General features: G+C 65.3%; 13 protein-coding genes, 3 pseudogenes and 1 riboswitch. Of the genes and pseudogenes, 6 read left to right on the forward strand and 10 right to left on the reverse strand.

What is annotated here, in order from left to right:
• Positions 1–24: 24 nt before the first annotated feature.
• The 3 genes from ALC15_RS24430 to ALC15_RS24440 all read right to left on the reverse strand — a co-directional run bounded on the left by ALC15_RS24430 (position 25) and on the right by ALC15_RS24440 (position 3,314).
• Complete coding sequence (locus ALC15_RS24430; RefSeq protein WP_210168604.1) at positions 25–783, reverse strand: ankyrin repeat domain-containing protein; 759 nt, start codon at positions 781–783, stop codon at positions 25–27.
• A gap of 45 nt (positions 784–828) precedes the next feature.
• Positions 829–2,625 (reverse strand): caspase family protein, encoded by a 1,797-nt coding sequence (locus tag ALC15_RS24435; protein ID WP_162240509.1) that lies wholly within the window; start codon positions 2,623–2,625, stop codon positions 829–831.
• 104 nt (positions 2,626–2,729) lie between these two features.
• Positions 2,730–3,314, reverse strand: a complete 585-nt coding sequence (locus ALC15_RS24440; RefSeq protein WP_050629469.1) for a gamma-glutamylcyclotransferase — start codon at positions 3,312–3,314, stop codon at positions 2,730–2,732.
• 198 nt (positions 3,315–3,512) lie between these two features.
• Here ALC15_RS24440 and ALC15_RS24445 point away from each other — a divergent pair, with 198 nt between their 5' ends.
• Entirely contained in the window at positions 3,513–4,700 is a 1,188-nt protein-coding gene (locus tag ALC15_RS24445) for a DUF2125 domain-containing protein (RefSeq protein ID WP_050629470.1), read from the forward strand.
• Between the two features lie 9 nt (positions 4,701–4,709).
• Here ALC15_RS24445 and ALC15_RS24450 read toward each other — a convergent pair whose 3' ends face one another.
• Positions 4,710–5,135: a GFA family protein gene (locus ALC15_RS24450; protein ID WP_050629471.1), complete on the reverse strand. Its 426-nt coding sequence runs from the start codon at positions 5,133–5,135 to the stop codon at positions 4,710–4,712.
• Positions 5,136–5,511: 376 nt separating this feature from the next.
• Between ALC15_RS24450 and ALC15_RS24455 the strand changes: the two genes are divergently transcribed.
• From ALC15_RS24455 to ALC15_RS24465, 3 genes are all read left to right on the forward strand, one after another.
• Positions 5,512–7,080 (forward strand): hypothetical protein, encoded by a 1,569-nt coding sequence (locus tag ALC15_RS24455; protein WP_244486235.1) that lies wholly within the window; start codon positions 5,512–5,514, stop codon positions 7,078–7,080.
• 260 nt (positions 7,081–7,340) lie between these two features.
• Entirely contained in the window at positions 7,341–7,850 is a 510-nt protein-coding gene (locus tag ALC15_RS24460) for a hypothetical protein (protein WP_050629473.1), read from the forward strand.
• An 81-nt stretch (positions 7,851–7,931) separates the two neighbouring features.
• Positions 7,932–8,921 (forward strand): Bug family tripartite tricarboxylate transporter substrate binding protein, encoded by a 990-nt coding sequence (locus tag ALC15_RS24465; RefSeq protein ID WP_050629474.1) that lies wholly within the window; start codon positions 7,932–7,934, stop codon positions 8,919–8,921.
• 77 nt (positions 8,922–8,998) lie between these two features.
• Here ALC15_RS24465 and ALC15_RS24470 read toward each other — a convergent pair whose 3' ends face one another.
• From ALC15_RS24470 to ALC15_RS24490, 5 genes and pseudogenes are all read right to left on the reverse strand, one after another.
• Entirely contained in the window at positions 8,999–9,832 is an 834-nt protein-coding gene (locus ALC15_RS24470) for a hypothetical protein (RefSeq protein WP_050629475.1), read from the reverse strand.
• Positions 9,833–10,090: 258 nt separating this feature from the next.
• Positions 10,091–10,504 carry a VOC family protein gene (locus tag ALC15_RS24475; RefSeq protein WP_244486236.1) on the reverse strand — a complete coding sequence of 138 codons (414 nt, stop codon included), beginning with the start codon at positions 10,502–10,504 and terminating at the stop codon, positions 10,091–10,093.
• 277 nt (positions 10,505–10,781) lie between these two features.
• Positions 10,782–11,714, reverse strand: coding sequence for a prephenate/arogenate dehydrogenase family protein (locus ALC15_RS24480; protein ID WP_050629477.1), 933 nt, complete (start codon positions 11,712–11,714; stop codon positions 10,782–10,784).
• Positions 11,715–11,718: 4 nt separating this feature from the next.
• Complete coding sequence (hisC, locus tag ALC15_RS24485) at positions 11,719–12,816, reverse strand: histidinol-phosphate transaminase (RefSeq protein ID WP_050629512.1); 1,098 nt, start codon at positions 12,814–12,816, stop codon at positions 11,719–11,721.
• Between the two features lie 48 nt (positions 12,817–12,864).
• Positions 12,865–13,712 (reverse strand): annotated as a pseudogene (locus ALC15_RS24490) (chorismate mutase).
• Positions 13,713–13,896: 184 nt separating this feature from the next.
• Positions 13,897–13,976, forward strand: a riboswitch (SAM riboswitch).
• A gap of 83 nt (positions 13,977–14,059) precedes the next feature.
• Here ALC15_RS24490 and metX point away from each other — a divergent pair.
• Together metX and metW are read left to right on the forward strand one after the other, a co-directional pair.
• Positions 14,060–15,267, forward strand: a pseudogene (gene metX, locus ALC15_RS24495) (homoserine O-acetyltransferase MetX).
• Positions 15,264–15,929 carry a methionine biosynthesis protein MetW gene (gene metW / locus ALC15_RS24500; RefSeq protein ID WP_050629478.1) on the forward strand — a complete coding sequence of 222 codons (666 nt, stop codon included), beginning with the start codon at positions 15,264–15,266 and terminating at the stop codon, positions 15,927–15,929. Before metX ends, metW begins: the two are co-directional and overlap by 4 nt.
• 157 nt (positions 15,930–16,086) lie before the next feature.
• On the opposite strand, the pseudogene ALC15_RS43495 reads toward metW, so the two are convergent.
• Positions 16,087–16,188: pseudogene (locus ALC15_RS43495) on the reverse strand (alpha/beta fold hydrolase); the annotation flags it as partial.
• Positions 16,189–16,242: the final 54 nt, after the last annotated feature.

A 16,242-nucleotide genomic window follows, 5' to 3' on the forward strand; every position in this document is an offset into this window, starting at 1 on the left:
TGCGGCGCGATCTATCCGAGCCGTTCAGCTGGCGTCCGGCCCGGAGCCCTGCTTTGCGCGGACGGCGCCACGCTCCAGCAGCCAGGCCACGACCTCGCGATGCTCCGCCTGCTCCGCGATGTCGAGCGCTGTCTGCCCGGTCCAGGGAGCGGGCCAGTTGAGGTCGGCCCCGTGCTCGAGCAGATATTCTGCCGCGGCGAGTTGGCCGCCATGGCAGGCATTCCAGAACGGTCCCGAGAGCTCTCCGGCCGGGAGGGGCGCGGTCCCGAGCCGACGGACGATCTCGGGCATCATGCCGAGCGCCGCCTCGTGCCACAGCTGTGTTCGCGCGCCGCGCTCGGCCAGCCGCCGTGCCGCCGCCCATTGGCCGTAACCGACAGCCGACGACAGCGCTGGACCGCCGTCGATCGATGAGCCCTCGTGCTCGATATCGGCGCCGGCATCGAGCAGTGCATCGATCAGCGCGACATCGTCATTGCTAGCGGCCCAGTGCAGCGGCGTTTCCCGATGCCACATTGCAGCCGCCGGCGCGTCGAGATCGGCGCCGGCTGCGGAGAGGATCTGCACGATCGCAGCCGCATTGGGGTTGTGACCCGGCCAGTCGGCAAACAGGTGCAGCGGGCTTCGCCCGCCGCCCTTCGCATCCTCGACCACGCAGCCGGCAAGTTCGCGATGGGATGTGAGCAGTGCGCGGAGGTGTTCGGCCTCACCGGCCTTGAGCGCTGCCGTCAGCTCGACGGCAAGCGGGTCATCGCTTTGCAATCTCGGCATCTCGGTGCTCATCATCCGCCTCTTGCAAATCCCGCGCGCCGCTGGCTGGCGTCCGGCCTATTTCGCCGCATTCTGGCTCGCGCCGGTGAAGTAGAAATCCTCGCTTCCCGGCACCGAGCCGTAGCTGAAGGGCTGCTGCCGGCGGTCCGTCGCGGCCATGACGTCGTCGCGCACGAGGTCGAACAGCTTGCGGATCTCGATCCGCGGCGTCTGCATGCGCTTGATCAGGGCGGTCACGAACGGGCTGTGGCCGCCGTCGCCGTCGAGCGCGACCTGGCCGTGCTTGGCGGCGTAGACGACGAGCGTGCCGCTGTCGGGCTCGACCTGGGCCAGCCCCCTGCCGATCGAGCGCGACGCGACGGTGCGCTTGATCTGGTTGGCGAACGGATTGTCGCGACAGGCATCGAGGATGACGAGATGCAGCTTGCGCGCTCCCTCGGTCGCGGCCATCACCTGGGTCAGCGCGACCGCCTCGTACGGCACGTCGCGGTCGGTGGCGAGCTTGGCGTCGACCGGCACCAGATAGTTCTCGCCCGCCATCTCCATGCCGTGCCCGGCATAGTAGATCACGGCCCAATCGGCGCCGTCGGCCGCGTTGGCGAACGACTTGAGCGCGTCGACCAGGCTGTCGCGCGTGGCGTCGGTGACGAGGCGGACATCCTGAAAGCCGACCGCGCGCAGCGTGTCGGCGATCGCTGCCGCGTCCTGGCCGGGGTTCGGCAGCACCGGGACCGAGCGATATCTGGAGTTGCCGACGACCAGGGCGACGCGCCGCTCCGTCGTCGCCGCCTTCGGGCCCGTGCCGACCGGTGCGATAGGGACGGCGGCGGCGACCGTAGTAGCTGGCTTGGCCGCACTATGATCTGCGACGACGCTCTTGTCCGTGCTGGCAATTTTATCCAGCCGTTGCAGGCCGTCCCGGGCGACACGCTGGCCCTGCGTGCGGTCGAGTTGATCGAGGCCGATGACGTCGAGCGCGTGGCGGAAGTCGGCGCGGGCACTCTCGATATCGCCCTTCTTCTCGTCGGCGAGGCCGCGCCGTGCGTAATTCAGCGCGCCCTGGGCATTGAGTTGCGTGGCGTGGTCGTAGTCGCGCATGGCCTGATCGAGCTCGCCTTTGCCGGCCAGCGTCAGGCCGCGCAGCGAGTAGAACTCAGCCTGCCCGTCCTGGATCGCGATCGCGCGGTCGACATCGCGCGCGGCATTGTCGAGATCGCCGGCGCTGATCTCGATGACGGCGCGGCAATAATAGGGGCCGGCCGCGCGCGGCGCGAGCTTGATCGCCTGCTGGCAATGCAGCGCCGCGAGCCGGTCCTTGCCGCTGAAATCATAGACCAGCGCGCGATTGACATAGGCGTACCACGAGTTGGGATCGAGCTCGATCGACTTGCCATAATCGGCCAGCGCGCGATCATAGTCGCCGGTGGCGACGAACAGCTCGGCGCGGTTGTTGAACCAGCCGGCGCTGAACGGGCCGGCGGGCTTGAGCTGGATCGCTCGGTCGAAGTCGCTCAGCGCGCGGTCGTAGTCCTGGTTTTGCAGATAGACCTTGGCGCGCTGGCCATAGGACGGCGCAAACGACGGATTGATCGCGATCGACTGATCGTAATCCGCCTTGGCCTTCTCCAGATCGCCCTTGTTATGCCAGGCGAGCGCGCGGTTGTAATAGGTGATCGAAAGGTCGCGTCCCCTCGGATTGGCCGCGATCAGGCGGGTGCAGGCGGGGATCGCGAGCTCCGGGTGCGGATCCTTGGCGTCGCACGCCGCAGCGTCCTCTCTCAAACCGGCATAGGATGGTGTGGTGAACAGCAAGAGCAGGCCGAGTGCGGCGAGCTTGGGCAGTGAGGGGCGCATTCCGGTCATTCCATTCCAGCGACCGGAAATTGAGACCACAATGTTGTTCGCGCCGTGGCAGGAATTCGCGAGTCGGTTCCGTGCCCCGGCCCGGTTCGAGCCCATCAGCCGCGTGCGTCGCGATGCAAGGAGCCCGAATCATGCAGCATGACCGCGAGTTGGTGCAGCTGCGCGTCGCGAAGCCCCTGCTTCTCGATCGAGGCCACGGTCGAGAGCACATAGTCGCGGTTGTTGCCGGAACGGCCGTGGCCCTGCTGCACCAGGCGCAACTGCTCGGACAGCGACAGCCGCCCGGCGTATTGCACATGGCCGCGGTCGACCACATAGGCGAGCGCTGAGACGCGATCGCGCGCCGTGTTCTCCAGCCACACCGAGCGCATCACCTCGCGATAGACGTTGGTGGTCTGCTCGCGCGCCCGCAAATAGGCGATGGTGTCGTGGCGCTGGCGGGCGGCGACGCGGAACGCGATGCCGCGGCAGGCGCCGCCGCGGTCGAGCCCGAGCACCAGGCCCGGCTTCTCCGGCGTGCCGCGGTGGTCGAACGAATAGACGCAGAGCGCGCGATGCTCACCGATCAGCCGTGCCGGCACCTGCTCGAGGAACTCGAAGCCCGGCTTCCACATCAGCGAGCCGTAGCCGAACACCCAGAGGTCGCCGTCGGTTTCGGAATGGGGAGGATTTGCTGACATCGCGCAGATGGGCTAGCAGAACGGGCCGTCGAAGCGAAGCAGATTCCGTGATGTTTCCAAGAGTTGCGCAAGGGTTGCGCAAGAGTTGCGCAAGGGTTGCAGAAGGGTCGCAGAAGGGTTGCGTGAAGGTTGCGTAAGGCTTGCCCGCGGCTTGCTGCCGCTTAGATTTTGACAAATTCGCGCTCCAAAGGACGCCGCATGTCCGATTTGACCTCCGCCCCCCGCCGCCGCTCGCGCTTCGGCCTCTATGCCGTCCCCGTCGCGGTCCTGATCGCCGCGGTGCTGTGGAGCGGCTTCTGGTTCTTCGCCGCCTCGCAGGTCGGCGTGCAGGCCGATGCCTGGCGCGCGCAGGAGGCGAAGGCGGGCCGGGTCTATGATTGCGACAAGCGCTCGGTGGCAGGTTACCCGTTCCGGCTTGAGATCCGCTGCGGGCAGCCCAGCGTGATGCTGGTGTCGCAGACCGCCTCGCCGCAGATGTCGTTCGTGGCGCGGCTGGCCGAGATCCTGGTCGTGGCGCAGATCTATGATCCCAAGCTGGTGATCGCGGAGTTCAAGGGCCCGGCCACCATCGCCGAGCGCAACGCGCAGCCGACGCTGTCGGTCGACTGGCGTCTCGGACGCGCCAGCGTGGTCGGCCTGCCGGCGGTGCCGCAGCGCGCCTCGCTGGTGTTCGACGATCTCGCCATCGACCGCACCGGCGGCCCCGCGCCGACGCCGCTGATGCGGGTCAATCACATCGAGCTGCACGGACGGCAGGTCGACGGCTCGGCTCCTGACAGCCCGGCGATCGAGACCGTGCTCCAGATCAATGGCGGCACCTTGCAGGAGGTGCACCCGCTGCTCACCCAGCCGTTCAACGCCGACATCCATGCGCGGCTGAACGGGTTGAAGGATTTCTCGCCGAAGCCGTGGCCGGATCGCTTCCGCGAGATCCAGGCCGCCGGCGGCAGCGTCGAGATCCAGCAGTCGCGCATCGAGCAGGGCGATGTGCTGTCGGTCGCGGCCGGTACGCTGCGCCTCAACGCGCAAGGCCGTATCGAGGGCGAGCTGCAGATGACGGTCGCGGGCCTCGACCGCGTCATCCCCGCGCTCGGCATCGACAAGATGCTGGAGGACGGCGTGCCGCAGTCGACGCTCGATCGTGTCGCGCCGGGCGTGAAGAGCCAGGACCTCAGCAATCTGTTCGGCGCGCTGGACCGCGCCATTCCCGGCCTCGGCAAGGTGATCAAGCAGAACGCCAATGCCGGCATCTCGGCCGGGATCAATTCGCTCGGCACCGAGGCCACGCTCGAAGGCAAGAAGGCGCGCAGCTTCCCGCTCCGCTTCGCCGACGGCGCGGTGTTCTTGGGCCCGCTTAAAGTCGCGCAGATCCCGCCGCTGTTCTGAGCAGCGCGCTCAGTCAGCCGGGATGAAGCGGAGCGTTCCGGCGCGACGCGTTGGCTTGCCGGTGTCGTTGGTGTGGTTGACGCCGTCCATGACCGGCACGTCAGGGAAATCGAACGGGCTGACCCCGTCGAGGCAAGCGACGTTGACGGCATAGAGGTTCTGGTCGGAGCGCCGTTGATGATGGGTGTAGATTCCGCAGCGGGAACAGAAGAAGTGCTGCGCCGTTCCGCTATGGAAGCGGTAGCTCGTCAGCGCGTCCTCGCCCTGCAGGAATCTGATCCCGCCCATCTCGGCCATGGCGACGACGGCGCCGCGCATGCGGCAGTAGGAGCAGGTGCAGCGGCGGATCGAGTTGAAGCCGTCGTTGAGCGCCACCTCGAAACGCACGGTGCCGCAATGGCACTGGCCGGTCCGAATGCTCGTGTCGTCAGCCATGTTGCGTGCCCCTGTTGATCGCCTGACCACGACATGGACGTATCGCCAAAATCCGAACCGGACAACCCGGTAAAAACTCGCGCATAGCGCGAGAAAAACTCACGCGAAGGCGCGACGTCGGTGTTGTCGCTTCGTAGGGCGCATTAGCCGCAACGCGCAATCCGCCGTCCTTCAGCGCCGACAGTGCAGTGGATCACGCTTCGCTGATGCGCCCCACGATTCATTGATCCCTCGCGCGCGATATCGTTCATCACGGCAAACTATTCCCGCGGCAGCATGAGAAAAACGTGACCGCAATATTGCGGGCCGCCGCGAATATCATTCCCCGAGTACCGCTCTCTCTCGCCTGAGGAAACAACCTCGTGTGGAGGAAGCGATGCGAGTTCTCGGGGGAATTCTGCTCGGCAGCATGCTGTTGTCGGCAGGTTCAGCGTTGGCGGACGACGATGCGTCGGAGCTGAAGGCGTTGAAGACGCGCCTCAAACAGCTCGAGCAGAAGATGGAAGCGCAGGCGCGCAAAGAGGAGGCGCTGGCGGCAAGGCAGAGCGCCCTGCAGAACACCCAGATGGCGGCGAAGGCGCCGATACCGTTCGACCCCTGCGCATCGGGCAAGCTCTGCTACAAGGGCGTCACCTTCACCTTCGGCGGCTGGGTCGATCTCACCGGCATCTATCGCAGCCGCAATCTCGCCTCCGACACCGGCTCGGTCTACAACTTCATTCCGTTCCGGCAGAGCAAGAACTTCAACACCGACGAAACGCGTTTCTCCGCGCGCCAGAGCCGGTTCTCGCTGCTCGCGGAAGCCGATGTGTTCGCCGACACGCACGTCGCGGGCTATGGCGAACTCGACCTCGAAGGCGCGGCGCAGACCGCAAATTCGGTCGCAACCAACTCGTTCAACCCGCGGCTGCGCCAGGCCAGCATCGAGATCGCGCGCACCGACCTCGGTCTGCACTTCCTTGCCGGCCAGAGCTGGTCGTTGAATGCGCCGAGCAAGGCCGGCATCGATCCGCGCGGAGTCGACGCTCCCGGTGTGATCGATTTCGAATCGGTGCCGGGCTTCCTCGCGGCGCGCCAGCCCGGCGTTCGCGTCTGGCAGGATTTCGGGCCCGAGTTCAAGCTCGCCTTCTCGGCGGAAAATGCGCAGACCTCGTTCTTCGGTGGCAACACGCCGCTGGTCGGGACGCCCGCGGTCGGTCCGCAAGGCGTGCTGAACCCGAATGTCCTCGTCAACCTCACCGGTCCGGGCGGCAGCTTCTTCAACAACGCCAACAATGTCAGTCTCAACCACGTGCCTGACTTCACCGTGAAGGGCGCGTGGGATCCGCGGCTCGGGCCCTACAAGCTGCATCTCGAGGGCTGGGCGATGTATCGCGACTTCTACGACCACTTCAACTTCGCCAATCACGACGTCAACACGGTGAGCTTCGGCGGGCATTTCTCGGCGGAGATCGTGCCGAAGCTCCTGGAGTTGCAGGGCTCGGCGTCACACGGCGCGCTCGGCCGCTTCACCGCGACGCCATTCCCGGACGCGACGCTGCGCCAGGACGGCTCGATCCAGCCGCTGCCGATCACAGCGTTCCTGCTCGGTACGGTCTGGCACACGACGCCGTCGCTCGATCTCTACGCCTATGCCGGCCTCGAGAAGACCAAGGCGACGTTCTCCAATGTCGGCTCGGTACCGTTCGGCTACGGCAATCCGCTCTACAACAATCTCGGCTGCAACATCGAGAACTCGCCGGCGGCGACCTGCAACGGCAACACCTCGGAGGTCAGGCAATACACGGTCGGCTTCTACGACACGATCTTCAAGGGCAATTACGGGGCGATCAAGGCCGGCGTCCAGTATTCCTATAACCAGCGCTTTGCCTTCGAAGGTGTCGGCGGTGCGCCGAGGACCGACGACCACATCATCATGTCGCAGATCCGCTATTACCCGTTCTAGGGCGGGAAGGCGTGACTTCGGGTCGAGCAGCAGGCTCCGCTGCACCTCGCCCCGCATGCGGGAGAGACAGAGGCCGCCGTCGGCGGCCGTTCTCAAGAACGCCGAAGCGGAGCTCGGCTACGCTGGATTGGAGATGCAATCCGGGTGAGGGGGAGTCTCCGCAAGCGCAACGCTCACCGCATCTGCGGAAGCGGCCCCTCACCCCAACCCTCTCCCCGTGAGAACGGGGAGAGGGGGCTTCGCAGGAAAGGAGACCGCACATGAGGATCGTGACCAGGCCGAAGCAGCGGGCCGTGATCGCCCGCGAGTTGATGATGGTCAGCCGCGCAGCGCATGTATTGCAGCGAACCGGCCTGGCGATGGCCGGTGCCATGGCCGGCACCTTCGTCGCCGCCCAGCTCGCGAAGGGGCACGTCGTTCTGTTCGGGACACTTGCCTTCATCGTGACGACGATCGTGATCGGTGCCGTCGGCTTCTATCTCGGCATCGATATTCCAAGGCCCGCCTTGCGCGCGACCGGGCGCATCGATGCCGTCGAGCTCATGAGCGCGGGCGGCATCTTCCTCGCGGCGCTGGCGGCGCTGGTGTCGGTCTACGGCATCATCTTCGACGAGATCCCGCCGCGGGCCTGGGAATTCGTGATCGGCTCATGGTGGTTCGGCGGCGCCGTCATGCTGGCAACCGCAGGCCTCGTCGGCCGCCAGCGGCTGATGCAGAAGGTTGCGCCGATATCGGCGGGGCCGATCAGGGATCAACGGTTGCGACGCTGAGCGAGCCCGCTGCGCCAATCTGTCCCGTAGCTGAGATCGGCCGATGCGCTACCCTCGCTGAAAAATCTGGGAGGGACCAAGATGCCAGCGAAGATCAGCCGCCGTCACGTCATCGCAGCCGGAGCAGCCGCCGCCGCAATGCCACTGCTGTCGCGCGGGGCCTCGGCGCAGGCCGCCTGGCCATCGCGGCAAATCCGCATGATCTGCAGCTACCCGGCCGGCGGGCAGACCGACCTGCTGGCGCGCGCGTTCGGTGAATTCATCGCAAGGCAGGTCGGGCAAACCGTCGTCATCGAGAACAAGGCCGGCGCCTCCGGCTCGATCGGCGCCGCGGAGGTCGCGCGATCAGCGCCTGACGGGCACACCATCCTGTGCTCGATCTCGACCACCTATGTCATGAACCGGGCGATGATGAAGAACCCCGGCTACGACATGGACAAGGATCTGACCTTGGTCAGCGTCATTCCGGGCGCCGGCCTCCTGCTGGTCGCGAGCCCGAAGCTCGGCGTCAAGACGCTTGCGGAATTCGTCGCCCACGCGCGGAGCAGCGGCAAGGTGAACTTCGGCACCTACAGCGCGGGCTCCGCCCCGCACATGACGATCAACGAGCTCAACAAGCAATACGGCCTCAACATCGAGCCGATCCATTATCGCGGTGAAGCGCCGATGTGGACAGGCCTGGCGGAAGGCACGCTCGACGTCGCGATGGGCAGCTACACCGCGGCGCAGAGCGTCCTGCAGAGCAACCGCGGCGTCGTGTTCGGAGTGCACTCCAAGAAGGTCGATGCGATCCCCGGGATTGCGACCCTGCCCGAACAGGGCGCGGCCTCGAAATTCTTCACCGTGAGCGGCTTCTCGGGCTGGGCGCTGCCGAAGGCGACACCGCAGCCGATCGTCGACCGGCTCTCCGAACTCTGCGTCGCCGCCAACAACGATACCAAGGTGAAGGAGGTACTCGCGACCTTCGTGCTGGAGCCCGCGATCGGCTTCAAGGAGAGCAATGCGCTATATCAGCGCGAGCTGCCTGTCTGGATGGAGGCCGCGCAATCGCTCGGCCTGCCGCCGGCGTAGAGATCCTGAACCGTGGAATGGGTAGAGCTAACGGGGCCGCGCAAGGTGCGGACCCGTTGATAAACTCCCCGAACCCATCAACGCCCCTCCGCGACGCCAGTGATGGGTTTCGCGGCGCTGGAAATCGCAGGAGCCAGCGGCTGCTTGTCTGCGTGACCATCGAGCGCGGCGTTTTGCCATGCCTCCATGAGGTCGGCCAGTTCTTCTGCTTCCAAACCGTAAGTATCGGGAAGCCTATCGTTCGAAAATCCGAGGCTTGCGTTTGCAGCGCTAATGTAGCGCGAACGAGGCCTTATCGCCTCGAATTGGACACCCGACGAGGACTTGAAGCGATATGGCTGGAAGTCGGACACTTCCGCCCAGAGATATTGATTTCGTCCAAAGAGAGTGACTCGAAATCCATTGCTGTCGAGCTGCAGAGCTCCGACCTGCAGAGTGCGGGCGGACATCACAACTCCAAAGCCGAAAAAGGCTACGCCAAGCATAGACATTCCTATGCCAACACCGGCACCCTTGTTGCCGGCCTGAAGACTCAAAAACGCAATGACGCAGACAAAGATAGATGCGGCAGTCATCACGGCGCTCAGCATCATCACTACCCACCACTTGAGCCGCGAAGGGGTCAACGTGACAGGTCCGGGATACTCCGCGAGGAGCTTGCCTATTTTAGTAAGATTTTCAGACCGACTGCGTCTCGGTGCTCTACCTGTTTGAGCGGAGATTTCAGCCCTGGCGCGCTTCTGGGCGCGAGCGTTCAAGGCCATCATCACGACAATTATGCCGACGCAAATGAGCACACCGGCCAATCCAGGCCAGAAACCGTGATCCATCAAATGCCGGAGTTCTCCCTTCATCAAGGCAACGACGAAGCCTACGACGAACAAAGAAAAAACTATTCTTACGATCTTCATGCTATGACCAATGAATAGCGCGAACGGAGTCAAAGGCGCGGCCCGCTGCGTTTGAGTTCTAGCCTATCCGAAGCGGCAATGCACGCCCAGCGTGTATTTCCCATTGGTGATCTGTTACTAGCCGTCCCATCGCTCGGCCGGTGCCGGCTTAGCTACCCTAGAATGGGTAGAGCGCAGCGAAGACTTCAATTACGTTCACGGGTGAGGCGATGGGTTTCGCTTCGCTCTACCCGTCCGAGCTGCAGAATGTGCGGAGTTTCAATCGTCCCGCTGCACCAACTCGAAGGTGATGCCCTCGGGGCCCTCGAACAGCCGGAGCTTTCGGCTGATGTAGTCCATCTCCTCGCTCAGCATCTTTACACCGTTGGCCACCAGATGCGCGGTGGCCGCCTCGATGTCGTCGACGCGGAAGGCGAGGTGATTGAAGCCCAGTTTTCGCAGATTGGTCGGGTGCACCCCCGGATCGGTCCCCGGCGGCGGGTCGAATGCGAGCAGCTGGATCTCGAAATCCGCTCCTTCGAGTGCGAGCGTGATGTGCTGCGCTTTCATCGCCGGCATGCCCATGTACCGGGCGGGAACGCCACCGTCGATGGTCGCGACGTGAGTCTTTTTGAAACCAAGCAGCGCGAAGAATGCGATCGCCGGGCCGGCGTCTGCCACCGCGATCGTCACATGATCCGGACTGAGTATCATCTGATGGCTCCCTGTCATCGATGCCGCGTCAGCTTACAGCCCTTCGGGCAACTCGGGAATGACGGCAGGAGCTGCGAAAAAGCAACCCGATGGGCAGCTCAGAGCGGCAAATTCGGAGTCGTCCCGGGGAAGGCCGGGACCCATAACCACGAATGGTCATTGTTGCGCGACGCTGCAACGCCGAGTCCCGTTTACGACATCTGCTGCGGCGTATGGGTCCCGGCTTTCGCCGGGACGACGAATGGAGAGAGCGATCCTACTTCTTCAAATTCGCGTGCGGGCGGCCGAAGTCGGGCGCGGCGGAGTCCTGGCCGATCTCGACGATGCCGCGGCGGATGGCGCGGGTGCGGGTGAAGTGCTCGAACAGCGCTTCGCCGTCGCCTCGGCGGATCGCGCGGGTGAGCTTCGACAGATCCTCGGTGAAGGTGCCGAGCATCTCGAGCACGGCGTCCTTGTTGGCGAGGAACACGTCGCGCCACATCGTCGGGTCGGAGGCCGCGATACGGGTGAAGTCGCGGAAGCCGCCGGCGGAGAACTTGATCACCTCGGACTCCGTCACCTGCGCCAGCTCGTCGGCGGTGCCGACAATGGTGTAGGCGATCAGATGCGGCAGATGGCTGGTGATCGCGAGCACGAGGTCATGATGGTCCGGCGTCATGATCTCGACCTTGGCGCCGAGCGCTGCCCAGAACGCGCGCAACCGATCGGTCGCGGCGGGGTCTGTGCCTTCGGGCGGCGTCAGGATGCACCAGCGGTTGATGAACAGCTCGGCGAAGCCGGAATCCGGACCGGAGTTCTCGGTGCCGGCGACGGGATGCGCGGGAACGAAATGCGCACCAGCGGGCAGATGCGGCGCCATGTCCTTGACCACGGCGCCCTTCACCGAGCCGACGTCGGAGACGATGGCGCCGGGCTTGAGATGAGCGGCGATCTCGGCCGCGACCGGGCCGCAGGCGCGACGGGGAATGCAGAGGATGACGAGATCGGCATCCCTGACCGCTTCGGCATTGGTCGCGACGACGCGATCGACGATGCCGAGCTCGGCAACGCGCGCCCGGGACTTCTCCGAGCGCGCGGTGGTGACGATCTCGCCGACGAGGCCCTGCGCGCGCGCGCCGCGCGCGATCGAGCCGCCGATCAGGCCGAAGCCGATCAGAGCGATGCGGTTGAAGAGCGGAGCCGTGGTCACGTCGTCACTTTCCGGCCAGGAAGTCGCGCAGCCCCTCGACCACGAGGCGGTTGGCTTCCTCGGTGCCAATGGTCATGCGCAGCGCATGCGGCAGCTTGTAATTGTTGAGCGCGCGCAGCACGAGGCCGCGCCGCGTGAGGTAGGCGTCGGCTTCCGCCGCGGTCCTGCCCTTGTCGGTCGGGAAATGGATCAGTACGAAATTGGCGACGCTCGGCGTCACCTTCAGCCCGAGCTTGCCGATCTCCTCGGTCAGCCAGTTGCGCCACTGTTCGGTGTGGGTGCGCGACATCTGCACATGCGCCGTGTCCTCGATCGCCGCCACCGCCGCCAGCATCGCCGGCGTCGTGACGTTGAACGGGCCGCGGATCCGGTTGCAGGCATCGACGATATGCGCCGGGCCGAACATCCAGCCGACCCGCAGCGCGGCGAGGCCGTGGATCTTGGAGAAGGTGTGCGTCACCACCGTGTTGTCGGTGGTCGCGACCAGCTCGATTCCGAGCTCGTAATCGTTGCGCGAGACGTAGTCGGCGTAGGCGGCGTCGAGCACCAGCAGCACATGCGCGGGCAGGGCTGCGCGCAGCCGCTTGACCTCGTCGAACGGGATATAGGTGCCGGTCGGGTTGTTCGGATTGGCGAGCCAAACCAGTTTTGTGCGCGGCGTCACCACCTTGAGGATGGCGTCGACATCGGCGGTGAAGTTGGCTTCGGCCGCGATCACGTTCCTGGCGCCGTTCGCCATGGTGGCGATCGGGTAGACCAGGAAGCCGTGGGTGGTCGAGATCGCCTCGTCGCCGGGCGCGAGATAGGTGTGCGCCAGGAGATTGAGGATCTCGTCGGAGCCGGCACCGCAGATGATGCGGTCGGGATCGAGCCCGTAGGCCCGGCCGATCGCCTCGCGCAGCACCCGCGAGGTGCCCTCCGGATAGTCCTCGAGATGGTCAGCCGCGGCCCTGTAGGCGGCGATCGCCTTCGGCGACGGCCCGAACGGCGTCTCGTTGGCGGACAGCTTGAACACCTTGCGGCCCGGTTCCGGCACCGGGCTCTTGCCGGGCGTGTAGGGCGCAATATCGAGGATGCCGGGGTTCGGCACAGGGCGGGACATCATCTACTCCGGATATACAGACGGCCAGTTCTGACTTCAGGTCTTGTTTCAGCTCTTGGCCGATCCGTTAGAAGGCACCGTATAGCGCGTTGCGTGGCTGCCGACGAGGGCCGAAGAGCGCACCGAGGCGCCGGCCTTGATCAAAGCGAGCTTGATCTTTTCGAAATCGTGCCCGGTAACCGAGACCAGCAGGGCCGCGCCGTCGAAGGCGGTGTCGGGGACCGCGACGATCTCGGCGAGTGGCGCCAAGCGCGGGCGACATCGGCGTTCCAGCCGGAGACGCGTACGCTCCAGGTCTGCACCTCCGTCACCATGGCGTCGTCAGCGACCCGCGAGATCAGGAACACCGGCAGCGCGGCGGGATGGTCGGCGCGCTCGAGGAACGGCAGCCGCGCGATGATCTTCGGCGCGCCATCGGCCTCCAGCGCATTCCACCACGGCGTGCGGCTCGCGATTGCGGAGACCAGCGCGAGGTCGCCCCTCGATTTAGCCACCGCCTCGACAGCTGCCTGGGCGCTGAAATGTGACACGTAGGGCACCACGAAGCCGAAGTGAAACCGCGCCGAGTCGCGCATCGCGGACTCGCCGACCGAGACATCGGCATGCACGGCGAATGGCGCCTGCACATAGGTGAAGGTCGAGATGATGACGCGCCAGATGCCCTCGATGGTGTCGAGCGGGAGAATGCCGCGATGGCGCTGCACCAGCTCGCGCATCATGCTGGCCTCGCGCGCCGGGCGGAACGCCGAGCCGACCTCCTGGGTCTTCTTGACCTGGATCAGGCGGTCGATGATGTCGCCGCGCGCCATCAGCAGGCGGTGCACCTGTTCGTCGATCGCATCGATCTCCTTGCGCAGCTCCTGCAGCGAAGGCGGCGACGGGGGTGGGTTGGACATGCTCTCAAACCTTGTCGTCCGGGCGGCCCGATGCCGTGCCGGACAGGGTCCCTGATTAGAAAAGACGGCCAGCGAAAGCAAAGAGAAACGTCGCAGCCGTGCCTTGCGCATTCGGTTAACCATGGGCGCCCGGCAAGGGACGTTCGCTGGCGCCTTGACGGCGGGGGGCCTGAGGACTACGTTCCCCTCACTCCGTGGTCATTTGAGCCGGCCGGCTTGCAGCCACGTTAAACAACTCGCTAAACAGGCCGGGGACAGATCAGCTCCCGGCCGAACCTTGTTCAGGCCGGGTTTTTTTGGCCTGATTTTCTGTTCGAGGCCTCCCCCGCGGAGGCAGGGTCGCCTAGATGAGCAACGTGCGTCCGATACCGAGCCCGCAAACCCAGAGCGATGATCGCGCCCATGAGGCCGATCATCCGTCGTCATTGGTGGCGAAGTTCGGCATGGACCAGCCGCTGAAGCTCGATTGCGGCGTCGATCTCGCGCCGTTCCAGATCGCCTATCAGACCTATGGCGTGCTCAATGCGGACAGGTCCAACGCGATCCTGATCTGCCATGCGCTGACCGGCGATCAGCACGTCAACAACACCCATCCCGTCACCGGCAAGCCCGGCTGGTGGGACACCATGGTCGGCGTCGGCAGGCCGATCGATCCCGAGAAATACTTCATCATCTGCTCCAACGTGATCGGCGGCTGCATGGGCTCGACGGGTCCTGCGTCGCTGAACCCCGCGACCGGCAAGGTGTGGGGGCTCGATTTCCCGATCATCACCATCCCCGACATGGTGCGCGCGCAGGCGATGCTGATCGACCGGCTCGGCATCACGACGCTGTTCTGCGTGGTCGGCGGCTCGATGGGCGGCATGCAGGTGCTGCAATGGACCGCGGCCTATCCGGAACGCGTGTTCGCACGCTCGCGATCGCCTGCTCGACGCGCCACTCGGCGCAGAACATCGCGTTCCACGAACTCGGCCGCCAGGCCGTCATGGCCGATCCGGACTGGCGCGGCGGCCGCTATGTCGACGAGGACACCCACCCGCATCGCGGTCTGGCGGTGGCGCGGATGGCCGCGCACATCACCTATCTCTCGGACGCGGCGCTGCACCGGAAATTCGGCCGGCGGATGCAGGATCGCGAGCTGCCGACCTTCTCGTTCGACGCGGACTTCCAGGTCGAGAGCTATCTGCGCTACCAGGGCTCGTCCTTTGTCGAGCGCTTCGATGCCAACTCCTATCTCTATCTGACCCGCGCAATGGACTATTTCGACATCGCGGCGGACCATAACGGCGTGCTGGCGAAGGCGTTCACCGGCATCAAGACCCGGTTCTGCGTGGTGTCGTTCACCAGCGACTGGCTGTTCCCGACCTCGGAATCGCGCGCGCTGGTGCATGCGCTGAATGCATCGAGCGCGCGGGTGTCGTTCGCCGAGATCGAGACCGATCGTGGGCACGACGCCTTCCTGCTCGACGTGCCCGAATTCCTGGAGATCTCCCGCGCCTTCCTGCTGGCCGCCGGCAAGGCGCGCGGATTGAACGATGGCGGTACCCAGTCATGAGCATGCAGCAGACATTGCCGTTGCCCGGTGTCGCGCCGGAGCGGACCGGCGGCGGCTATCGCAGGGATCATCTCTTGGTCGCCGAGATGGTGCGGCCGGGCTCGCGCGTGCTCGACGTCGGCTGCGGCGATGGCGAACTGCTGCAGCTCCTGGAGAGCCGCGGCATCGACGGCCGCGGCATCGAATTGTCGCGCGAGGGCGTCAATGGCTGCGTCGCCAAGGGCCTCGCGGTGGTGCAGGGTGATGCCGACACCGACCTCGTCAACTATCCCGATGATGCGTTCGACTACGTGATCCTGTCGCAGACCCTGCAGGCCACGCGGCAGCCGAAGGTGGTGCTGGAAAACCTGCTCCGGATCGGCCAGCGCGCGATCGTCTCGTTCCCGAATTTCGGGTTCTGGAAGATGCGGCTGCAGCTCTTGATCGGCGGTCACATGCCGCGGACCGAGAATCTGCCGGCGAGTTGGTACGACACCTCCAACATCCATTTCTGCACCATCAAGGACTTCGTCGAGCTCTGCGAGCAGATCAACGTCAAGATGGAGCGCGCGGTGGCGCTCGATCTCTATGGCCGCCCGGTGCCGCTCAACCTGCCCTGGTGGGTGTGGAACATGTTCGGCGAGCAAGGCGTGTTCCTGCTCAGCCGCGGCAGCGGGAAGTAGAGGCGCGTAGAAATCGACCCTCGTCTTTCCGGAGCTCGCCAACGGGTCCGCGCAAAGCGTGGCCAGGTTCCGCGAGGGCCCGGAATCCATTGGGCCGCAATCTCCATGGATAAATGGATTCCGGGCTCGATGCTGCGCATCGCCCCGGAATGACGGCCTAGACTACCAGCGACCGCGGATCGCGCACCGGCCAGCGGCCGGCCTCGACCAGCGTGATGAAGCGATCCACCATCTCGTTGAACAGCGCCGGCACTTCTACCTCTGGCTTTACCGATCAAGTGTGTCGTGCGAAAATGGAGCGAGCTGCTCAGCG

The sequence above is a fragment of the Bradyrhizobium viridifuturi genome (assembly GCF_001238275.1).
Lineage (GTDB): Bacteria > Pseudomonadota > Alphaproteobacteria > Rhizobiales > Xanthobacteraceae > Bradyrhizobium > Bradyrhizobium viridifuturi.